Here is a 17,367-nt window from a genome sequence, read left to right as displayed (position 1 = left end):
GGGACAAGAGGCGAAGGCAATATCGTGAGTGATTTATTAAGCCAAGACGAAATTGATGCGCTGCTGCATGGCGTGGACGACGTCGAAGAAGATGATTCGCAGGAGTCGACTCTTGAAGCTCAGTCCTATGACTTTTCTTCACAGGATCGTATCGTCCGTGGCCGGATGCCGACCCTGGAAATTGTCAACGAGCGCTTTGCCCGTCACCTGCGGATCAGCATGTTCAACATGATGCGCCGGGCCGCCGAAGTCTCCATTAACGGCGTACAGATGCTCAAGTTTGGTGAATATGTGCACACTCTGTTTGTGCCAACCAGCTTGAATATGGTGCGCTTTAGTCCGCTCAAGGGCACGGCACTGATCACCATGGAAGCCAGATTGGTGTTCATTCTGGTGGACAACTTCTTCGGTGGTGATGGCCGTTTCCACGCCAAGATTGAAGGACGGGAGTTCACCCCGACAGAGCGGCGCATAGTGCAACTGCTGTTGAAGATTATTTTTGAAGATTACAAAGATGCCTGGGCGCCTGTGATGGATGTCGAATTCGACTATCTGGACTCAGAGGTTAACCCGGCGATGGCCAATATCGTTAGCCCGACCGAAGTGGTGGTGGTGAACTCTTTTCATATTGAGGTAGACGGTGGTGGTGGCGATTTCCACATCACCATGCCTTATTCTATGATCGAGCCAATCCGGGAGTTGCTGGATGCCGGGGTTCAAAGCGATAAGCAAGATACCGATATGCGCTGGTCTCAAGCGCTGAAAGACGAGATCATGGATGTCGAAGTGGGGCTGGATGCGCGCTTGCTTGAAAAAGAGATGACCTTAAGAGAAGTGATGGAATTTAAGGCCGGTGATGTGATCCCGGTTGAGTTGCCTGAGCATATAGTGATGAAGATTGAAGACTTGCCTACTTACAGATGTAAGTTGGGGAGAGTCAAGGAAAACCTGGCGCTAAAGATCTGCGACAAGATCCCGCGTCCGGAAACGGTCAAGACCGAACTGCAGCTGGTAACCCGCAAAGGGAAATCCAAGGATATCTCGGAAATATAAGGTGAGAGAGAATGAGTACTGAAGAGATGGACGATTGGGCGGCCGCCATGGCTGAGCAGGCTGAAGAGGAGGCCAAAGCGGTTGATTTGGATGAGCTGAAGAATGATGCCAAACCCTTGTCGGAAGAGGAAGCCGCCAAACTGGATACCATTTTGGATATTCCCGTGACTATCTCCATGGAGGTGGGACGCAGTTTTATCAGTATCCGCAATCTGTTGCAGCTTAACCAAGGCTCGGTAGTGGAACTGGATAGAGTCGCCGGTGAACCTCTGGATGTGATGGTCAACGGCACCTTGATTGCTCACGGTGAAGTGGTCGTGGTTAACGACAAGTTCGGTATCCGTTTGACGGATGTGATAAGCCAGACAGAACGCATTAAGAAACTTAAATAAGCCGGTGGCCATGACTCAAACAACGACCCAGGCGGCAACCGCCTTGACTCACGACGGCGGCAATAGCCTGGCGACTATGGCCAGCATGATGGGTGGGCTTATCCTGGTACTGGCGCTGATTTTTGTGCTGGCTTATCTGGTTAAACGCCTTAATCTGGTGCCGGGCAGCCAATCGGCTATCAAGACCCTGGCGGTTACCCCGCTGGGGCAAAAAGAAAGGTTGGTGTTGGTGGAGTTGGACGGTCAACAGTACCTGCTGGGAGTTACCGCGGCGCAAGTTTCCCTGGTGGATAAGCTGGAGCGGCCGGTGACTATAGACAACGAGAGCTTCGCCGCCAAGCTCAGACAAGCCAGGGTGAAACCATGATGAAATATTGGCCACTCCTGCTACTTCCCCTGATATTATTGCCAGGCTTTGCCCAAGCTCAGGATGCGCTGTTTCCTGCGGTAACCGTGACGACCGGGGCAGATGGTTCGACCCAGTATTCGGTGACCATGCAGATCTTACTGCTGATGACCGCCATGAGCTTTCTGCCGGCTATGGTGATCATGCTGACCTCTTTCACCCGAATCATAGTCGTCTTGTCTATCTTGCGGCAGGCGATAGGGCTGCAGCAGACTCCCTCCAATCAGGTTCTTATTGGTATGAGCCTGTTTATGACCTTCTTTATCATGGCGCCAGTGTTTGACCGTATCTATGATGATGCGGTGCAACCTTACATGAATGACAGTATGACCTTGCAGCAGGCATTCGATGCCGGACAATCGCCGCTTAAAAAGTTTATGTTGTCGCAGACCCGCACCACAGATCTCAACTCCTTTATTGAGATCTCAGGTTATCAGAATATCAACAATCCTGAAGATGCTCCCATGACTGTGGTGATCCCGGCCTTTATCACCAGTGAACTCAAGACCGCATTCCAGATAGGCTTTATGCTGTTCGTGCCATTTCTGGTACTGGATTTGGTGGTGGCCAGTATCCTGATGGCCATGGGTATGATGATGTTGTCCCCCATGATTGTTTCCTTGCCGTTTAAAATTATGCTGTTTGTACTGGTCGATGGCTGGACCCTGGTGATGGGTACGCTCGCCGGCAGCTTCGGTTTATAGGAGGCATAAATGACTCCCGAGGCACTGATCGACATTTTTCGCGAAGCCCTGGCGGTGATTGTGTTGATGGTTTCGGCCATAGTGGTGCCCGGGTTAGTTATAGGTTTGATTGTGGCCGTGTTTCAGGCGGCAACCTCTATTAACGAACAGACACTGAGTTTTCTGCCCAGACTCTTGATGACTCTGTTCGCACTTATGTTTCTCGGCCATTGGCTGGTACGTACCATGATGGAGTTTTTTATCGAGATGGTTCACAGGATCCCGCAAGTGGTGGGTTGAACCATGGAGATATTGTTCGACAGCATTCAACAAACCCTGGCCGCCTACCTTTGGCCCCTGTTTCGGGTGGCCAGCATGTTGATGGTGATGGCGGTTTTCGGTGCCAATACCACGCCTGCCAGAGTCCGTTTGTTGCTTTCGCTGGCCCTGACTGTGGCGATAGCCCCCGTCCTGCCGCCCATGCCCGGGGTGGAGCTTTTCTCTCTGGCGGCGGTATTTATTACTGCTCAGCAAATTCTTATCGGCACTGCCATGGGGTTTGTCACCTTGCTCATTATGCAAACCTTTGTACTGACCGGGCAGATAATAGGTATGCAAACCAGTTTAGGCTTTGCTTCCATGGTGGATCCCAGCTCAGGGCAGCAGACACCTGTGATAGGTAACTTCTTTTTGCTGCTCACCACCATGATCTTCCTGGCGGTCGATGGTCACCTGGTGATGATACGTATGTTGGTGGCAAGCTTTGAAACCTTGCCGGTATCCAATGAAGGGATAAAAATCGCCAACTATCGTACCCTGGCCGAGTGGGGCAGCTATATGTTTGGTGCCGCCTTGACCATGTCTATCTCGGCCATTGTGGCTTTACTTACCGTTAACCTTTCTTTCGGGGTAATGACCCGGGCGGCGCCACAATTGAACATCTTTGCCATAGGTTTTCCCGTCACCATGATAGGCGGGCTGATTATTCTGTGGCTGACGCTGGGGCCTGTGATGGCTCACTTCGACGAGGTTTGGCATGCGGCGCAGCTGTTGCTGTGTGACATGCTGGAGCTGACCTGTAATCTGGATGGAGTGCCCTGATGGCAGAAAACGAAGATGGGCAGGAAAAAACCGAGGAGGCAACCTCCAGGCGCTTGCAACAGGCCAGAGAGAAAGGGCAGGTTGCAAGGTCAAAAGAGTTAGGCACTTCAGCGGTATTATTGGCTGCAGCTCTTGGTTTTGCCATGTTGGGGCCAAGTCTGGCTGCCAGTCTGGCCTCGGTCATGAGCCGTCTCTTCTCCATGGAGCGGGATCAGATATTCGATACCAATAGTCTGTTCAATGTCTGGGGTATAGTTGCCGCCGAGCTGGGTTGGCCTATGGCCGGTTTTATTCTGTTTCTCGGTTTCGTGGCCTTTGTCGGTAATATTGTTCTCGGTGGTATTAGTTTCTCGGCCCAGGCATTTATGCCCAAGGGCAGCAAGATGAATCCTTTGAACGGCTTCAAACGTATGTTTGGGGTACAGGCGCTGGTGGAGTTGGCCAAGGGGATTGCCAAGTTTTCTGTGGTGGCGCTATCGGCCTATCTGCTGCTGAGTTTTTATTTCGACGATATCCTGAGGTTGTCGCAGGATCACCTGCCGGGCAATATACGCCATGCACTGGAGCTCTTGGTATGGATTTTTATTCTACTCTGCGCTTCGACCTTAGTGATAGTGGTGATCGATGTGCCGTTTCAAATTTGGAATCACGCCAAACAGTTGCGGATGACCAAACAGGAAGTCAAGGACGAGTACAAAGACACTGAAGGCAAGCCTGAAGTCAAAGGCCGTATTCGCCAGTTGCAAAGGGAGATGGCCCAGCGGCGGATGATGACTGAAGTGCCCAATGCCGATGTGATAGTGGTTAACCCCGAGCACTTTGCGGTGGCGATAAAATATGATGTCGATAAGTCACCGGCGCCCTTTGTGCTTGCCAAAGGTGTCGACGATGTGGCCTTTAAAATCCGTGAAATTGCCAGGGAGCACCAAGTCGCCATAGTGTCGGCGCCGCCATTGGCGCGGGCGATTTACCATACCACCAAGCTTAATCAACAGATCCCTGAAGGTCTTTTCACCGCTGTGGCCCAAGTGCTCGCTTATGTGTTCCAGCTCAGGCAATACCAAAAAGGCAAGGGCACACGGCCCAAACCTATTCCTCTCAATCAACCCATTCCGGATGAATACAAGCAGTATTGAGGTGAACTTGGCGCGAAACTTGCTGAACTCAGCCCAAGTGTCAAACTTCAGGCTAATAGTGAATGGATGTTAAAGCGACGCTCGGGCAACTGAGGCAAGTAAAACCGGCAAACTTCAAGGGCGTAGGCACGCCGCTTCTGGTGCTGGCGACATTGGCCATGATAGTTTTGCCTATGCCGGCCTTTTTGCTGGATATCCTGTTTTCCTTCAATATCGCTTTGGCGCTGGTGGTGCTCTTGGTGGCTGTTTATACCCAAAGGCCGCTGGATTTTGCCGCTTTCCCGACTGTTTTGCTGGTTGCCACTCTGCTCAGACTGGCGCTGAACGTCGCCTCTACCCGGGTGGTGTTGCTTGAGGGTCACAATGGTGGTGATGCCGCCGGTAAAGTGATTGAAGCCTTCGGCTCCGTGGTGATCGGCGGTAACTATGCCGTGGGTCTGGTGGTGTTCCTCATTCTGATTATCATCAACTTTGCCGTGGTGACCAAAGGTGCAGGGCGTATCTCTGAGGTAAGTGCTCGCTTTACCTTGGACGCCATGCCGGGTAAACAGATGGCGATTGATGCTGACCTCAATGCCGGGATCCTTAACCAGGAACAGGCCAGGGTGCGCCGCGAAGAGGTGACCCGCGAGGCTGACTTTTACGGCTCTATGGATGGTGCCTCCAAGTTTGTTAAAGGGGACGCGATTGCCGGTATTTTGATCTTGGTGATCAACATCCTGGGTGGTTTCATCATAGGTATAGTCCAGCACGGGTTGAGTTTTTCCCAAGCGGTAGAGATTTACACCCTGCTGACCATAGGTGACGGCTTGGTGGCGCAGATCCCAGGGCTGCTGTTGTCGATTGCTGCGGCACTGATGGTGACCCGCCAGAATGAGTCCGGCGATATGGGGCAGCAGGTCGTACAGCAGATGTTCGACAATCCCAAATCTTTGATGATCGCTTCGGCCGTGCTCTTTGTGATGGGAATAGTACCCGGCATGCCTCATCTGGCATTTTTAACCTTTGCAGTACTGACCTCTGTGGGCGCTTTCTTTATCTATAAGCGCAATGAAAAGAACAAACAACAGGCGCTGGAGCTGGCCAAGAAAGGGCCGACCGAGAAAAGCCTTAGCGAACCCAAAGAGCTTAGCTGGGATGATGTGCGTCATGTTGACACCATAGGTTTGGAGGTAGGTTATCGCCTTATTCCTTTGGTGGATAAAGGTCAGGGCGGCGAGCTTCTTGGCCGTATCAAAGGGGTTCGCAAGAAGCTGTCCCAGGAGCTGGGATTCCTGGTGCCGGCGGTGCATATCCGCGACAATTTGGACCTTTCCCCCAATGCCTATCGTATCTCCTTGATGGGGGTGGCAAGTGGTGAAGCCGAAGTGCGTCACGATTGCGAATTGGCAATCAACCCGGGCCAGGTATTCGGTAAGCTTGATGGCATAGAAACCAAAGATCCCGCCTTTGGCCTGGATGCGGTTTGGATTGCACCCGAGCTCAGAGAGCACGCCCAAACACTGGGGTACACGGTTGTGGATGCCGCCACGGTAGTCGCTACCCATCTCAGCCAACTTTTGACCAACAACGCTTCCAAACTGCTGGGCTACGAAGAAGTGCAACAGTTGCTGGATATGCTGGCCAAGCATTCGCCCAAATTGGTCGATGGTTTTATTCCCGATGTGATGACCTTGGGTAATGTGGTTAAAGTGATGCAAAACTTGCTTAATGAAGGGGTGTCGATTCGGGATCTGCGTACCATAGTGCAAACTTTGCTTGAGTATGGGCCCAAGAGTAATGATACCGAGGTGTTGACCGCCGCAGTGCGTATTGCCCTCAAGCGTATGATAGTGCAGGAGATAGCCGGTCCTGAGCCGGAAATCCCCGTCATAACTTTGGCGCCAGAATTGGAACAGATGTTGCATCAGTCAATGCAGGCGACAGGGGGCGAAGGTCCGAATATCGAGCCGGGACTGGCAGAGCGTATGCAACAGTCACTGGCAGGCGCAGCCCAGAAGCAGGAAATGGTCGGTCAGCCCGCCATATTGCTGACATCCGGCATGCTGCGTTCAACCCTGTCTCGTTTTGTTAAGCACACTATTCCCAATCTGCGGGTGATCTCTTATCAGGAGATCCCAGACGAGAAACAGATACGTATAGTGGCAGCCGTTGGCCAACAGGGGTAACCGAGAGTGAAGATTAAACGTTTTTTTGCCAAAGATATGCGCGCAGCCCTGGCTCAGGTGAAAGAGACTCTGGGCGCAGATGCCGTGATCATGTCCAATAAAAAGGTTACCGGCGGCATTGAAATAGTGGCAGCGGTTGATTATGACGACCCCAAGCCAGCAGCGGCAACAACTGCATCGCCTTTTATGGAATTGGGGGAGGATAAAGTCTCCCTCGGCGCTGGGCATGTACAGGCTAACAGAAAAGCCAAACCAGAGCCTGTGGCCGACTCATTGCAGGCTTTACTTGAGCGGCAACAGAGCCGTTTGAATGAACAGCTCGGGCAGCAAAGTAACGTCAAGGAACTGGAGATGCCGGCTTGGGCCCAAGGGCTCACTGAAGAGCATAAACCAGCCTCACAGCTGCGGGAAAAAACACCTGAGCGGGCAAGTAAGGGCAATAGCGCCAAGCAACAACAAGAGATGGAGGCCATGCGTGAAGAGCTGGCTTCTCTGCGCGGCTTGTTGACTCATCAGCTGTCCAGTTTGATGGCGGATCAGCGTAGCCGCACCGATCCTGTCGGTGCCATGCTGGAACGTAAATTACTGGAAGCCGAATTCTCCCCTGAAGTTGCCGAGCGTCTGGCATCGCTGAGTCAGCACTATCAAAGTGCTGAGCTTGGGCATGCCTTGCCGCAAAGTCTGGCAAACCTGCTTGATAATCAGGGTGATGATTTAATGCGTCAGGGCGGTATTGTCGCGCTGGTCGGCCCTACAGGAGTCGGTAAAACCACGACATTGGCTAAATTGGCGGCCCGTTTTATTGCCCATCATGGCCCGGATTCCGTATTGTTGGTTACCATGGACCATTATCGCATCGGAGCCTTTGAGCAATTGGCAACTTATGGCAAAATAATGGGATGTCCGGTGAAGCAGGCTCATGACCTCAATGAGTTGGAGCAGATACTGTATCAGTTCCGCAGCCGGAAGCTGGTTTTGATAGATACCGCTGGTATGGGGCAAAGGGATATGCGCTTGTACCAACAACTGGATAACCTTGCCGCCAATACCCGTTTGCCTATTCGTAGCTATCTGGTGCTCTCGGCGACCGGCCAACGTCGGGTGCTTGAAGAGGCGGTAAGTCATTTCCAGCGAATTGATCTCGCAGGGGCGGTTTTAACTAAACTTGATGAGTCCGTTTCTTTGGGTGCCGCGTTGAGCGTGTTGATCCAAAGTGGATTATCATTAAGTTATATTACTGATGGTCAAAGGGTTCCTGAGGATATGCAGGTCGCTGATACCCTGACCTTGGCCAAGCAGGCATTGGCCATATTGAACAAGACTGAAGCAAGTCATTTTAATAATAAAGCCAGGTCAGAAGAGATGACCTATGCATTTGAGTAAAGCTATGACCCGGGACCAAGCGAGCGGTTTACGAATGATGAATCAACCAAATAACGAAAAAGTAAAAGTAATTGCCGTGACCGGAGGCAAGGGGGGCGTGGGTAAAACCAGTGTCTCCATCAACACCGCGGTTGCTCTGGCAGAAAAAGGCAAACGTGTCCTGGTTTTGGATGCTGACTTAGGGTTGGCTAATGTGGATGTGATGCTCGGCTTACGCGCCGAACGCAATTTGTCCCATGTGCTATCGGGAGAGTCGGAGCTTGATGATATTATCGTTCGAGGCCCAAAAGGAATAGGTATTATTCCCGCCACCTCGGGGACTCAGGCCATGGTCGAACTGACTGCGGCTCAGCACGCCGGGCTTATCCGCGCCTTCAGTGAAATGAAAACCCAGTTTGATATCTTGGTAGTCGATACGGCTGCCGGGATATCGGATATGGTACTCAGCTTCTCCCGTGCATCACAGGATGTACTTGTGGTTGTCTGTGATGAACCTACCTCTATTACCGATGCTTATGCGCTGATTAAGATCCTCAGTCGTGAGCATGGTGTGTTCCGCTTCAAAATTGTCGCAAATATGGTACGGAGTTTGCGGGAAGGGATGGAGTTATTTGCTAAGCTCAGTAAAGTAACTGACAGATTTTTGGATGTGGCACTTGAACTTGTGGCAACCATTCCGTTTGATGAGAACCTGCGCAAGTCGGTGCGGAAACAGAAATTGATAGTGGAAGCCTATCCCAAGTCTCCGGCCAGTATTGCTTATCATGGACTGGCAAACAAGATTATGAGCTGGCCTATACCTCAGCAACCTGGGGGGCATCTCGAGTTTTTTGTTGAGCGCTTGGTTCAAAGGACAGATTACCGAGAGGATGGTACGAGTGAATAAAGCGGCTGCATACGCAGGTTTAAACGATAAGACACAGATCGTTGAGCATTATGCACCGCTGGTAAAACGAATAGCCCATCATCTGCTTGCCCGTCTGCCTGCATCGGTTCAACTCGATGACCTGCTGCAGGCCGGCATGATGGGATTGCTGGAAGCTTCATCCAAGTTTGATGGCAGCAAAGGCGCCAAGTTTGAGACCTTTGCCGGGATCCGCATTCGTGGCGCCATGATAGATGAGATACGCCGTGGCGACTGGGTTCCACGCTCGGTTCATCGCAATAACCGGCGAGTCGCTCAGGTGATGGATGAGCTCGAACAGGAGTTGGGGCGGGATGCCCGTGATAGTGAAATTGCCGAGCGATTGGAGATGTCGTTGGATGAATACCATCATATTCTCAATGATGTTTCCACCGGTAAAATCATAGGAATAGAAGATTTGGGGGTAGCGCCCGATGTGTTGATGTCGGAAGATATGCCGGCAGATGACACTTTTGAGGGCCTGGCTCAAAGCCAATTCCAATCAGCCTTAACCGATGCCATTAAGCGCTTGCCAGAGCGCGATGCCTTGGTTTTGTCGCTGTATTATGACGAAGCACTGAATTTAAAAGAGATTGGTGTCATTCTTGAGGTAAGTGAGTCCCGGGTGAGCCAGATCCATAGTCAGGCCATGCTGAGGCTGAAAGCCAAACTCAAGCACTGGACACAAGCGTAATTAATGATTGAGCAACTTATAAGTATGTCAGCTCACCGGAGGAAACCTTGGACAAGAATATGAAGATTCTCATCGTTGACGACTTTTCAACGATGAGACGGATCATTAAGAACTTGTTGCGAGACCTGGGGTTCAATAACACCCAGGAAGCAGACGATGGTTCAACAGCTCTGCCTATGCTGCAAAAGGGCGACTTTGACTTCGTCGTGACCGACTGGAACATGCCTGGGATGCAGGGAATCGACCTGCTCAAGGCGATTCGTGCCGACGAGCATCTCAAACATATCCCTGTGTTAATGGTAACTGCCGAAGCCAAACGTGAACAGATTATTGCGGCGGCTCAGGCCGGCGTGAATGGTTATGTTGTTAAGCCTTTTACCGCGGCTACGTTGAAAGAGAAATTGGATAAGATTTTCGAACGGCTCGGTTGAGTGGGGTGATGCAATGAAAGCAGAGACATCCGGGCTGGTGACTTTGGAGCAGGCACAGGAATTGGTTGCCCTGCTCAGTCAGGGAGAGCAGGATAAGGCCGACGAATTGCTGCGGGAACTGGCGGCTCCCCTGCAAAGGGATCTGTTCGAAGAAGTCGGTAAGCTGACCCGCCAGTTGCACAACGCCTTAGTGGATTTTCAGGTAGATAGCCGCCTTATTGAGCTTGCCAACACTGATATCCCAGACGCCAAAGAACGCCTTACCTATGTCATTGATATGACAGAGCAAGCAGCCAACAAAACTATGGACGCAGTCGAAGAATGCTTGCCTTTGTCGGATGCTCTGAGTACCAATCTGCAAAATGTCAAACCCGCCTGGGATAAGCTGATGCGCCGTGATTTGGCCTTGCATGAGTTCAAGGGCCTGTGTCATGACGTACAACACTTTATGCAACAGAGTGAAGCCGATGCTTGTCGGCTGCGGGAATTACTGAATCAGATACTGATGGCTCAGGATTTTCAGGATTTGACCGGACAGATGATCCGTCGGGTCATAGAGCTGGTGCGGGAAGTGGAAAACAGCTTGGTTTCGTTGCTGACAGTGTTCGGTGAGCAGCCGCTGGATGATCTCTGCGGCGCTGAGGATAAGAGCATAGAGGCAGAAGGTCCCATACTGAACGCAGAGCAACGCGAAGACGTGGTGAATGGTCAGGATGAAGTCGATGATCTGCTCTCAAGTCTGGGTTTCTAATTAGGAGTCAATTTAATGGCCTTTGATGTTGATGAAGAGATACTCCAGGATTTTTTGATTGAAGCTGGCGAGATCCTTGAGCTGTTGCAAGAGCAGTTGGTATCTCTGGAAAACAATCCGGAAGATACAGATTTGCTCAACGCCATCTTCAGGGGATTTCACACGGTCAAAGGCGGTGCAGGATTCCTCGGGTTAGGGCCCATGGTGGATGTCTGTCACGAGGCAGAAAACACCTTCGATTTATTGCGTACCGGTAAGCGCAGTGTCAACTCCGAGTTGATGGATATCATACTGCAAGCGTTGGACACGATTAACACCATGTTCAACCAAACCCAATCCGGCCAGGAGCAGGAAGCTGCAGATGAAGTGTTATTGGCAAAACTCAAGCTGCTTAGCTCAGGTGCACCTTTACCTTCAGAACAGGCTCAGGCTGAAACGCCTGCCGCAGTAGAAACCGGCGATGAGAGTGTTGATGAGTTGTTTGATGGCATGCTTGATAGTGCCGCGGTGGAGCTGTTTGAGGAGCCAACTTCACAGACTCCCGAGACATCGACTCAAGGCAGCGCAGCCAGTATAGATGAAATTGATGAAGCCGAGTTTGAAGCCTTGCTGGATGCCTTGCATGGTTCAGGCAAGGGCCCTTCTGCCGGCAGTGCACCGGCTTTGGGTAGTGACGCCCTCAAGTCCAGCGACAGCGCTCCTGTAAGTTCCTCTTCAGATGACATCACAGACGATGAATTTGAGCGACTGCTCGATGAATTGCATGGTAAGGGGCAGTTTGCTGCGGCGCCTGCAGCCAACAGTGCTGTTGTTGAGGAAGCCGCATCTGCCAGTGTCGATGCCGATGAAATCTCCGATGATGAGTTTGAAAAGCTCCTCGATGAGTTACATGGCAAAGGCGCCGGTCCAGGGGCTAAAGCCAGTGGTTCAGCGCCTGCTGTATCCCAACCCTCTGCATCTCAAGCTACCGCGTCCCAAGCGCCGGCAACGAATGCAGCGGCGGTACAAAAGGCCGCTGCTGCAACTAGCAAAGTCGAGGCGCCTAAAGCCGCCGCCAAGCCTCAGGCCAAGTCTCCTGCAGTTGCTAAAGACGCTACACCTGCCAAGGCTGCGGCCAGCGTACCGCAGGGGGAAACCACAGTTCGGGTTGATACGGCTCGCCTGGATGAGATCATGAATATGGTCGGTGAGCTGGTATTGGTGCGTAACCGTTTGGTCAGCCTCGGGATATCCCGTGAAGACGAGGAGATGTCCAAGGCGCTGGCTAACCTGGATCTGGTGACTTCCGATTTGCAGGGGGCCGTGATGAAGACCCGGATGCAGCCGATTAAGAAAGTATTCGGTCGTTTTCCCAGGGTGGTTCGTGACTTGGCCCGCAGCCTCAATAAAGAGATAGATCTGCGGATGATAGGTGAAGACACGGATCTGGATAAAAACCTGGTCGAAGCCCTTGCCGATCCTCTGGTGCACCTGGTGCGTAACTCTGTGGATCATGGTATTGAAATGCCTGATGTACGTGAGGCCAATGGTAAGCCAAGAACCGGGGTGATTACCCTGGCAGCCAGCCAGGAAGGTGACCATATTCTGCTTAAAATTGAGGATGACGGCGCCGGAATGGACGCCGGGAAACTCAAAGAGATTGCCATTAGTCGTGGCGTGCTGGATGAAGACAGCGCGGCCCGTATGTCCGATCAGGAAGCCTATAACCTGATTTTCGCCCCCGGCTTCTCGACCAAGGTAGAGATTTCCGATATTTCCGGCCGTGGGGTGGGGATGGATGTGGTTAAGACCCGTATCACCCAGCTTAATGGCTCTGTGCATATCGATTCAGCCAAAGGTAAAGGCACCCGTCTGGAGATTAAGGTACCTTTGACCTTGGCGATTATGCCCACTCTGATGGTGGAAGTTGCCAAGCAGGTGTTTGCCTTGCCGCTCTCCAGTGTGAATGAAATTTTCCATCTGGATCTGACCAAGACCAATATAGTGGATGGACAACTGACGGTAATAGTCAGGGAAAAGGCGGTGCCATTGTTCTATCTCGAACGTTGGCTCAGCCGTAAACCGATGAGCTTCCAACATGGTGACAAAAAGCATGGCCATGTGGTTATAGTGCAGCTTGGCACTATGCAGATAGGCTTTGTGGTGGACGCCCTGATAGGTCAGGAAGAGGTGGTGATTAAACCGCTGGGCTCCATGTTGCACGGTACGCCGGGGATGGCGGGGGCCACTATAACATCGGACGGCGGTATTGCGCTGATCCTCGATGTACCAGGATTATTGAAGCACTACGCCAAGTCCAAGCGTTGAAGTGCTGTATAAGGATTTAAATGACCATTAAAGTTTTGGTTGTCGATGATTCGAGCTTCTTTCGACGACGAGTCAGCGAAATAGTCAATCAGGATCCTGAGCTTGAAGTGATAGGAATGGCCAATAACGGTGCCGAAGCCGTTAAGCTGGCCGCTGAGCTCAAGCCTCAGGTGATCACCATGGATATTGAAATGCCGATAATGGACGGAATAACCGCCGTGCGGCAGATAATGGCCACTCATCCGACACCTATCCTGATGTTCTCTTCTTTAACCCATGATGGCGCCAAGGCAACCCTGGATGCGCTGGACGCAGGGGCTTTGGATTTTCTTCCCAAGCGTTTTGAAGATATTGCCACCAACAAGGATGAAGCGATTCGTTTGCTGCAGCAAAGGGTCAAGGCGTTGGGACGCAGGCGGATATTTCGCCCCATAGTTCGGCCAAACGTAACGCCTACGCCGCCTGGTTCGTCAAACCGGCCCGCAGCGTCAAGCAGTTTGCCGCGCCAGAGCGCCACAGCAGCAAGTATTTCAGCCAATCGTCAATTGCAGAGACGCAGTGCGGGGGCGGCGCCTGCAAGAGCCAGTGGCAAGCAATATAAATTGCTGGTTATAGGCACTTCCACCGGTGGGCCGGTGGCATTACAGCGAATATTGACCCAGTTTCCGGCGGACTATCCGCATCCCATTTTATTGGTACAGCATATGCCGGCAGCTTTTACACCGGCCTTTGCCAGCAGGCTTAATGGTTTGTGTAAGATAGAAGTCAAAGAAGCTGTCAACGGCGACATGCTCAGACCCGGTTGCGCCTATCTCGCGCCCGGCGGCATGCAAATGATGCTGGAGCGTTCAGGGGCTACAGGCCGGATTAAAATTCTCGCCGGCAATGAAGATATGAATTACAAGCCCTGCGTCGATATCACTTTTGCGTCAGCTTCCAAGGCTTTTGGCGGTGATGTTTTGGCGGTTATCCTGACGGGCATGGGCGCCGATGGCCGTGAAGGGGCTCGTATGCTTAAAGGTGTTGGTGCTACCATCTGGGCCCAGGATGAAGCTTCCTGTGTTGTTTATGGTATGCCGCAGGCTGTGACAACTGCCGGCATTTCCAGCCAATCCATTTCGCTGGATAATATGGCTGAAGCGATATTGCGAGAGTCGGCTCGTGGCTGATAACGAAACGCGCATACTGGGATACCGGTTGGCGCTGTTTTTATGTTTGGTTGCCCTGTTGGTTGTGGCTGCACTTTACTGGGATTTGCGACAAAAGAACCGGCACCTGAGCGAGGAAGTCACCCAGCTTGAGTCGTCCCAAGTGCTCTTGATGGTGCCGGACGAACAGGCGGCGATTATTGCCGATTGGATGAGCCGTCATCCACAGCAGACAGCATCCTTATTGGATGTGATTAGACCTAAGGTGACATCGGCGGCAGAGACTGCTGCGGATGTATCGCCTCAAGTGCAAGCTCCCCGGGCTGCAGCGACCGCAGAGAACCCTGAAAAAATAACGGTTCAAGGTACTGCTGTAACGCCAGCGCCCCAAGCTGATACTGAAGATGCCAGGGTGACGGAGTTGGAAGATGGCGTAAAAGTAATACGTTTACCTCACGGTGGGATCCGGGTCACTACCCGTGAAGAGGGTAATGAGTAGCCGAATAAGACAAGAACGACAATAATAGTGGCTCGTTTCGCGAGTTGGCCGACAAGGCGAGAATAAGGGGCAGAAAGTGAAGGTCTGGACCATTGCAAACCAAAAAGGCGGGGTGGGCAAAACCACAACTGTAGCCAGTTTGGCGGGCACGCTGGCCAAGCGTGGTCAGCGGGTTCTGATGATAGACACAGATCCCCATGCTTCGCTGGGTTACTATTTGGGCATAGATTCGGAAGAGGTGCCAGGCTCATTGTATGACCTGTTTCTGGCTCATAAGCAGCTTGATACCTCTTTGGTAAAACAGCATGCGGTTCCCACTTCGGTTGAGGGGGTCGATCTTTTGGCGGCAACTATGGCGTTGGCCACTTTGGATCGCGCCCTTGGTCACCAGGAAGGGATGGGACTGGTGCTGCGTAATATTCTCAACTCGGTTGAGGAAGACTATGATGTCGCCTTGGTCGACTGTCCTCCTGTGCTGGGGGTATTGATGGTCAATGCTCTGGCAGCCAGCCAACATATAGTGATCCCGGTTCAGACCGAGTTTTTGGCGATTAAAGGCCTGGATAGAATGATCAAAACCATGGAGTTGATGGGACGCTCGAAGAAGACCCGCTACAGTTACTCCATAGTGCCAACCATGTATGACAGACGCACCAAGGCTTCGCCTGCAGCTTTGCAACATCTCGGCGAGGTATACGGCGACACCCTATGGCCGGATGTGATCCCTGTGGATACCAAGTTCCGAGATGCCAGTTTGGCCCATCTGCCGGCGTCCCACTATGCCCCCAATACGCGGGGGGTGAAGGCCTACGAGCGTTTGCTCGATTATCTGCTGGCGGGGGAGTTTAACCATGTCAAAATCGGTTGATGAGACTGTTTTTGATTATTTCAACCTGTTGCTGACTGAGTCTGACCCGGCAGCCCAAACAACACCCACTGGGTCAAGGGATAATACTGCTGCGCCAATAGAGACTGAGCCCAAGATGGTGGTCATTTCCCGGCCCGAGACGAGTGCCGAGCAATATCCGGCAGCGCAGAAGACGCCGACACTCGACCGCAATGCGCTGGAGCAGTTGTTGGCGCCGGTGTTTAAAGAGGCGGTTGCTGAGACGAAAGCGGCTGAAGTGGCTACAGAAACGCCGTTGAAAACGGTTAACAAGCTTGAACCGCAGGTTGAAGCTATTGCCGGACAGTTGAATGTTCAAACTGATGCTGCCGTGAGCGAACAGGCTCAGAGCCAAGAGCTAGCAGAGCCTGAGCGACAGGAAGCGGTGCAATTGGAAACGCAAGTCGGTGCACCGGCAGTACCTATAGAACCGCTCAAGGACCAACTGGAAGACGAGTTTCAAGTATTGTTCTTTAAAGTGGCGGGACTGACATTGGCCGTGCCGCTGATAAGTCTGGGCGGTATCGTCAGAATAGAGCGTATCAACCATATTTTTGGACGCCCAAGCTGGTTTATGGGGGTTCAGGGCTACCGGGATTCACAACTGAATATCGTTGATACCTGTGCCTGGGTTATGCCGGAAAAATACGACGATAAACTGGCGCAATCCGTAAATTATCAATATCTTGTAGTATTGGAAAACAGTAATTGGGGTTTGGCTTGTGAGTCTTTGGTCAATGCGGTCAAGATTGACAAGTCGCAGGTCAACTGGCGAGGCAGTCAAGGTAAACGCCCCTGGTTGGCCGGAGTAGTGAAAGAACAAATGTGTGGCATTTTACATGTGCAGGCATTGATTGAAATGCTCAATGCCGGGTTAGGTTGTCAGGATCCGATAGACTGAGGTAAATATGACTGATTCAAGAAATGTAGCAGCGGTATCTGCAAGCAAGGACGATGCCGTTCTCCAGTGGGTAACCTTCAGGCTGGATAACGAAACCTATGGCATCAATGTGATGCAGGTTCAGGAAGTATTGCGTTATACCGAAATTGCCCCGGTCCCGGGGGCTCCTCACTATGTATTGGGGATCATCAATCTGCGCGGTAATGTGGTGACGGTTATTGATACCCGCTCGCGTTTTGGCTTACCTTCCTCCGAAGTAGACGATTCTACCCGAATCGTAATTATCGAAGCGGAAAAGCAGGTGATAGGTATCTTGGTTGACAGTGTAGCCGAGGTGGTTTATCTGCGCCGCTCTGAAATCGATAACGCGCCGAATGTGGGTACCGAAGAGAGTGCCAAGTTTATTCAGGGGGTTAGCAATCGTGGTGATGAGCTATTGATCTTGGTCGACTTGGACAAGTTGCTTTCAGATGATGAGTGGGCCGAGTTGGCACAAATCTGATAAGCCTTGGTGGAAAAGGAGT

Annotated in this window: 19 protein-coding genes; all 19 read left to right on the top strand. The window is 51.9% G+C overall.

The annotated features are described in order from the left end of the window. Window positions 1-24 precede the first annotated feature (24 nt). The 19 genes from fliM to AYI96_RS15080 all read left to right on the top strand — a co-directional run bounded on the left by fliM (window position 25) and on the right by AYI96_RS15080 (window position 17,345). Window positions 25-1,053 carry a flagellar motor switch protein FliM gene (fliM, locus tag AYI96_RS15170; protein WP_039035643.1) on the top strand — a complete coding sequence of 343 codons (1,029 nt, stop codon included), beginning with the start codon at window positions 25-27 and terminating at the stop codon, window positions 1,051-1,053. A gap of 11 nt (window positions 1,054-1,064) precedes the next feature. Further along, window positions 1,065-1,445, top strand: coding sequence for a flagellar motor switch protein FliN (gene fliN, locus AYI96_RS15165; protein WP_039035644.1), 381 nt, complete (start codon window positions 1,065-1,067; stop codon window positions 1,443-1,445). A 10-nt stretch (window positions 1,446-1,455) separates the two neighbouring features. Continuing rightward, the gene (gene fliO, locus AYI96_RS15160) at window positions 1,456-1,812 is read left to right on the top strand and encodes a flagellar biosynthetic protein FliO (RefSeq protein WP_101056072.1); all 357 of its coding nucleotides are present in this window, start codon (window positions 1,456-1,458) and stop codon (window positions 1,810-1,812) included. After that, the gene (gene fliP, locus AYI96_RS15155) at window positions 1,809-2,555 is read left to right on the top strand and encodes a flagellar type III secretion system pore protein FliP (RefSeq protein WP_039035646.1); all 747 of its coding nucleotides are present in this window, start codon (window positions 1,809-1,811) and stop codon (window positions 2,553-2,555) included. Before fliO ends, fliP begins: the two co-directional genes overlap by 4 nt. Window positions 2,556-2,564: 9 nt before the next feature. Next, complete coding sequence (fliQ, locus tag AYI96_RS15150) at window positions 2,565-2,834, top strand: flagellar biosynthesis protein FliQ (RefSeq protein ID WP_039035647.1); 270 nt, start codon at window positions 2,565-2,567, stop codon at window positions 2,832-2,834. A 3-nt stretch (window positions 2,835-2,837) separates the two neighbouring features. Next, a complete protein-coding gene (gene fliR / locus AYI96_RS15145) occupies window positions 2,838-3,635 on the top strand; it encodes a flagellar biosynthetic protein FliR (RefSeq protein WP_101096084.1) in 798 nt (265 codons plus the stop codon). Beyond that, window positions 3,635-4,771 carry a flagellar biosynthesis protein FlhB gene (flhB, locus tag AYI96_RS15140; RefSeq protein ID WP_039035649.1) on the top strand — a complete coding sequence of 379 codons (1,137 nt, stop codon included), beginning with the start codon at window positions 3,635-3,637 and terminating at the stop codon, window positions 4,769-4,771. The genes fliR and flhB overlap by 1 nt, the downstream gene beginning before the upstream one ends. A 62-nt stretch (window positions 4,772-4,833) precedes the next feature. After that, window positions 4,834-6,939 (top strand): flagellar biosynthesis protein FlhA, encoded by a 2,106-nt coding sequence (flhA, locus tag AYI96_RS15135; RefSeq protein ID WP_039035650.1) that lies wholly within the window; start codon window positions 4,834-4,836, stop codon window positions 6,937-6,939. A gap of 6 nt (window positions 6,940-6,945) precedes the next feature. Then, the gene (flhF, locus tag AYI96_RS15130) at window positions 6,946-8,322 is read left to right on the top strand and encodes a flagellar biosynthesis protein FlhF (RefSeq protein ID WP_144361907.1); all 1,377 of its coding nucleotides are present in this window, start codon (window positions 6,946-6,948) and stop codon (window positions 8,320-8,322) included. Window positions 8,323-8,326: 4 nt separating this feature from the next. Beyond that, complete coding sequence (locus tag AYI96_RS15125; protein ID WP_039035673.1) at window positions 8,327-9,208, top strand: MinD/ParA family protein; 882 nt, start codon at window positions 8,327-8,329, stop codon at window positions 9,206-9,208. Beyond that, entirely contained in the window at window positions 9,201-9,920 is a 720-nt protein-coding gene (locus tag AYI96_RS15120; protein ID WP_039035652.1) for an RNA polymerase sigma factor FliA, read from the top strand. Before AYI96_RS15125 ends, AYI96_RS15120 begins: the two co-directional genes overlap by 8 nt. Window positions 9,921-9,967: 47 nt before the next feature. Then, entirely contained in the window at window positions 9,968-10,351 is a 384-nt protein-coding gene (gene cheY, locus AYI96_RS15115; protein ID WP_025011074.1) for a chemotaxis response regulator CheY, read from the top strand. 13 nt (window positions 10,352-10,364) lie between these two features. After that, window positions 10,365-11,102 carry a protein phosphatase CheZ gene (locus AYI96_RS15110; RefSeq protein ID WP_039035653.1) on the top strand — a complete coding sequence of 246 codons (738 nt, stop codon included), beginning with the start codon at window positions 10,365-10,367 and terminating at the stop codon, window positions 11,100-11,102. A gap of 15 nt (window positions 11,103-11,117) precedes the next feature. Further along, the gene (locus AYI96_RS15105; protein WP_144361906.1) at window positions 11,118-13,409 is read left to right on the top strand and encodes a chemotaxis protein CheA; all 2,292 of its coding nucleotides are present in this window, start codon (window positions 11,118-11,120) and stop codon (window positions 13,407-13,409) included. A 20-nt stretch (window positions 13,410-13,429) separates the two neighbouring features. Then, entirely contained in the window at window positions 13,430-14,578 is a 1,149-nt protein-coding gene (locus AYI96_RS15100) for a chemotaxis response regulator protein-glutamate methylesterase (RefSeq protein ID WP_144361905.1), read from the top strand. Then, window positions 14,571-15,056, top strand: a complete 486-nt coding sequence (locus tag AYI96_RS15095; RefSeq protein WP_144361904.1) for a membrane anchored protein in chemotaxis locus — start codon at window positions 14,571-14,573, stop codon at window positions 15,054-15,056. The genes AYI96_RS15100 and AYI96_RS15095 overlap by 8 nt, the downstream gene beginning before the upstream one ends. Window positions 15,057-15,132: 76 nt before the next feature. Continuing rightward, complete coding sequence (locus tag AYI96_RS15090) at window positions 15,133-15,924, top strand: ParA family protein (protein WP_039035657.1); 792 nt, start codon at window positions 15,133-15,135, stop codon at window positions 15,922-15,924. Further along, window positions 15,908-16,843 (top strand): chemotaxis protein CheW, encoded by a 936-nt coding sequence (locus tag AYI96_RS15085; protein ID WP_144361903.1) that lies wholly within the window; start codon window positions 15,908-15,910, stop codon window positions 16,841-16,843. Before AYI96_RS15090 ends, AYI96_RS15085 begins: the two co-directional genes overlap by 17 nt. A 7-nt stretch (window positions 16,844-16,850) precedes the next feature. After that, window positions 16,851-17,345 (top strand): chemotaxis protein CheW, encoded by a 495-nt coding sequence (locus AYI96_RS15080; RefSeq protein ID WP_101056083.1) that lies wholly within the window; start codon window positions 16,851-16,853, stop codon window positions 17,343-17,345. The last annotated feature ends 22 nt before the right edge of the window (window positions 17,346-17,367 follow it).

It is taken from the genome of Shewanella sp. MSW (assembly GCF_007636515.1).
In the GTDB taxonomy this organism is placed as follows: Bacteria; Pseudomonadota; Gammaproteobacteria; order Enterobacterales; family Shewanellaceae; genus Shewanella; species Shewanella indica.
Note: the sequence above shows the minus strand (reverse complement) of the source record. Positions and strands in the feature narration are given on the sequence as shown.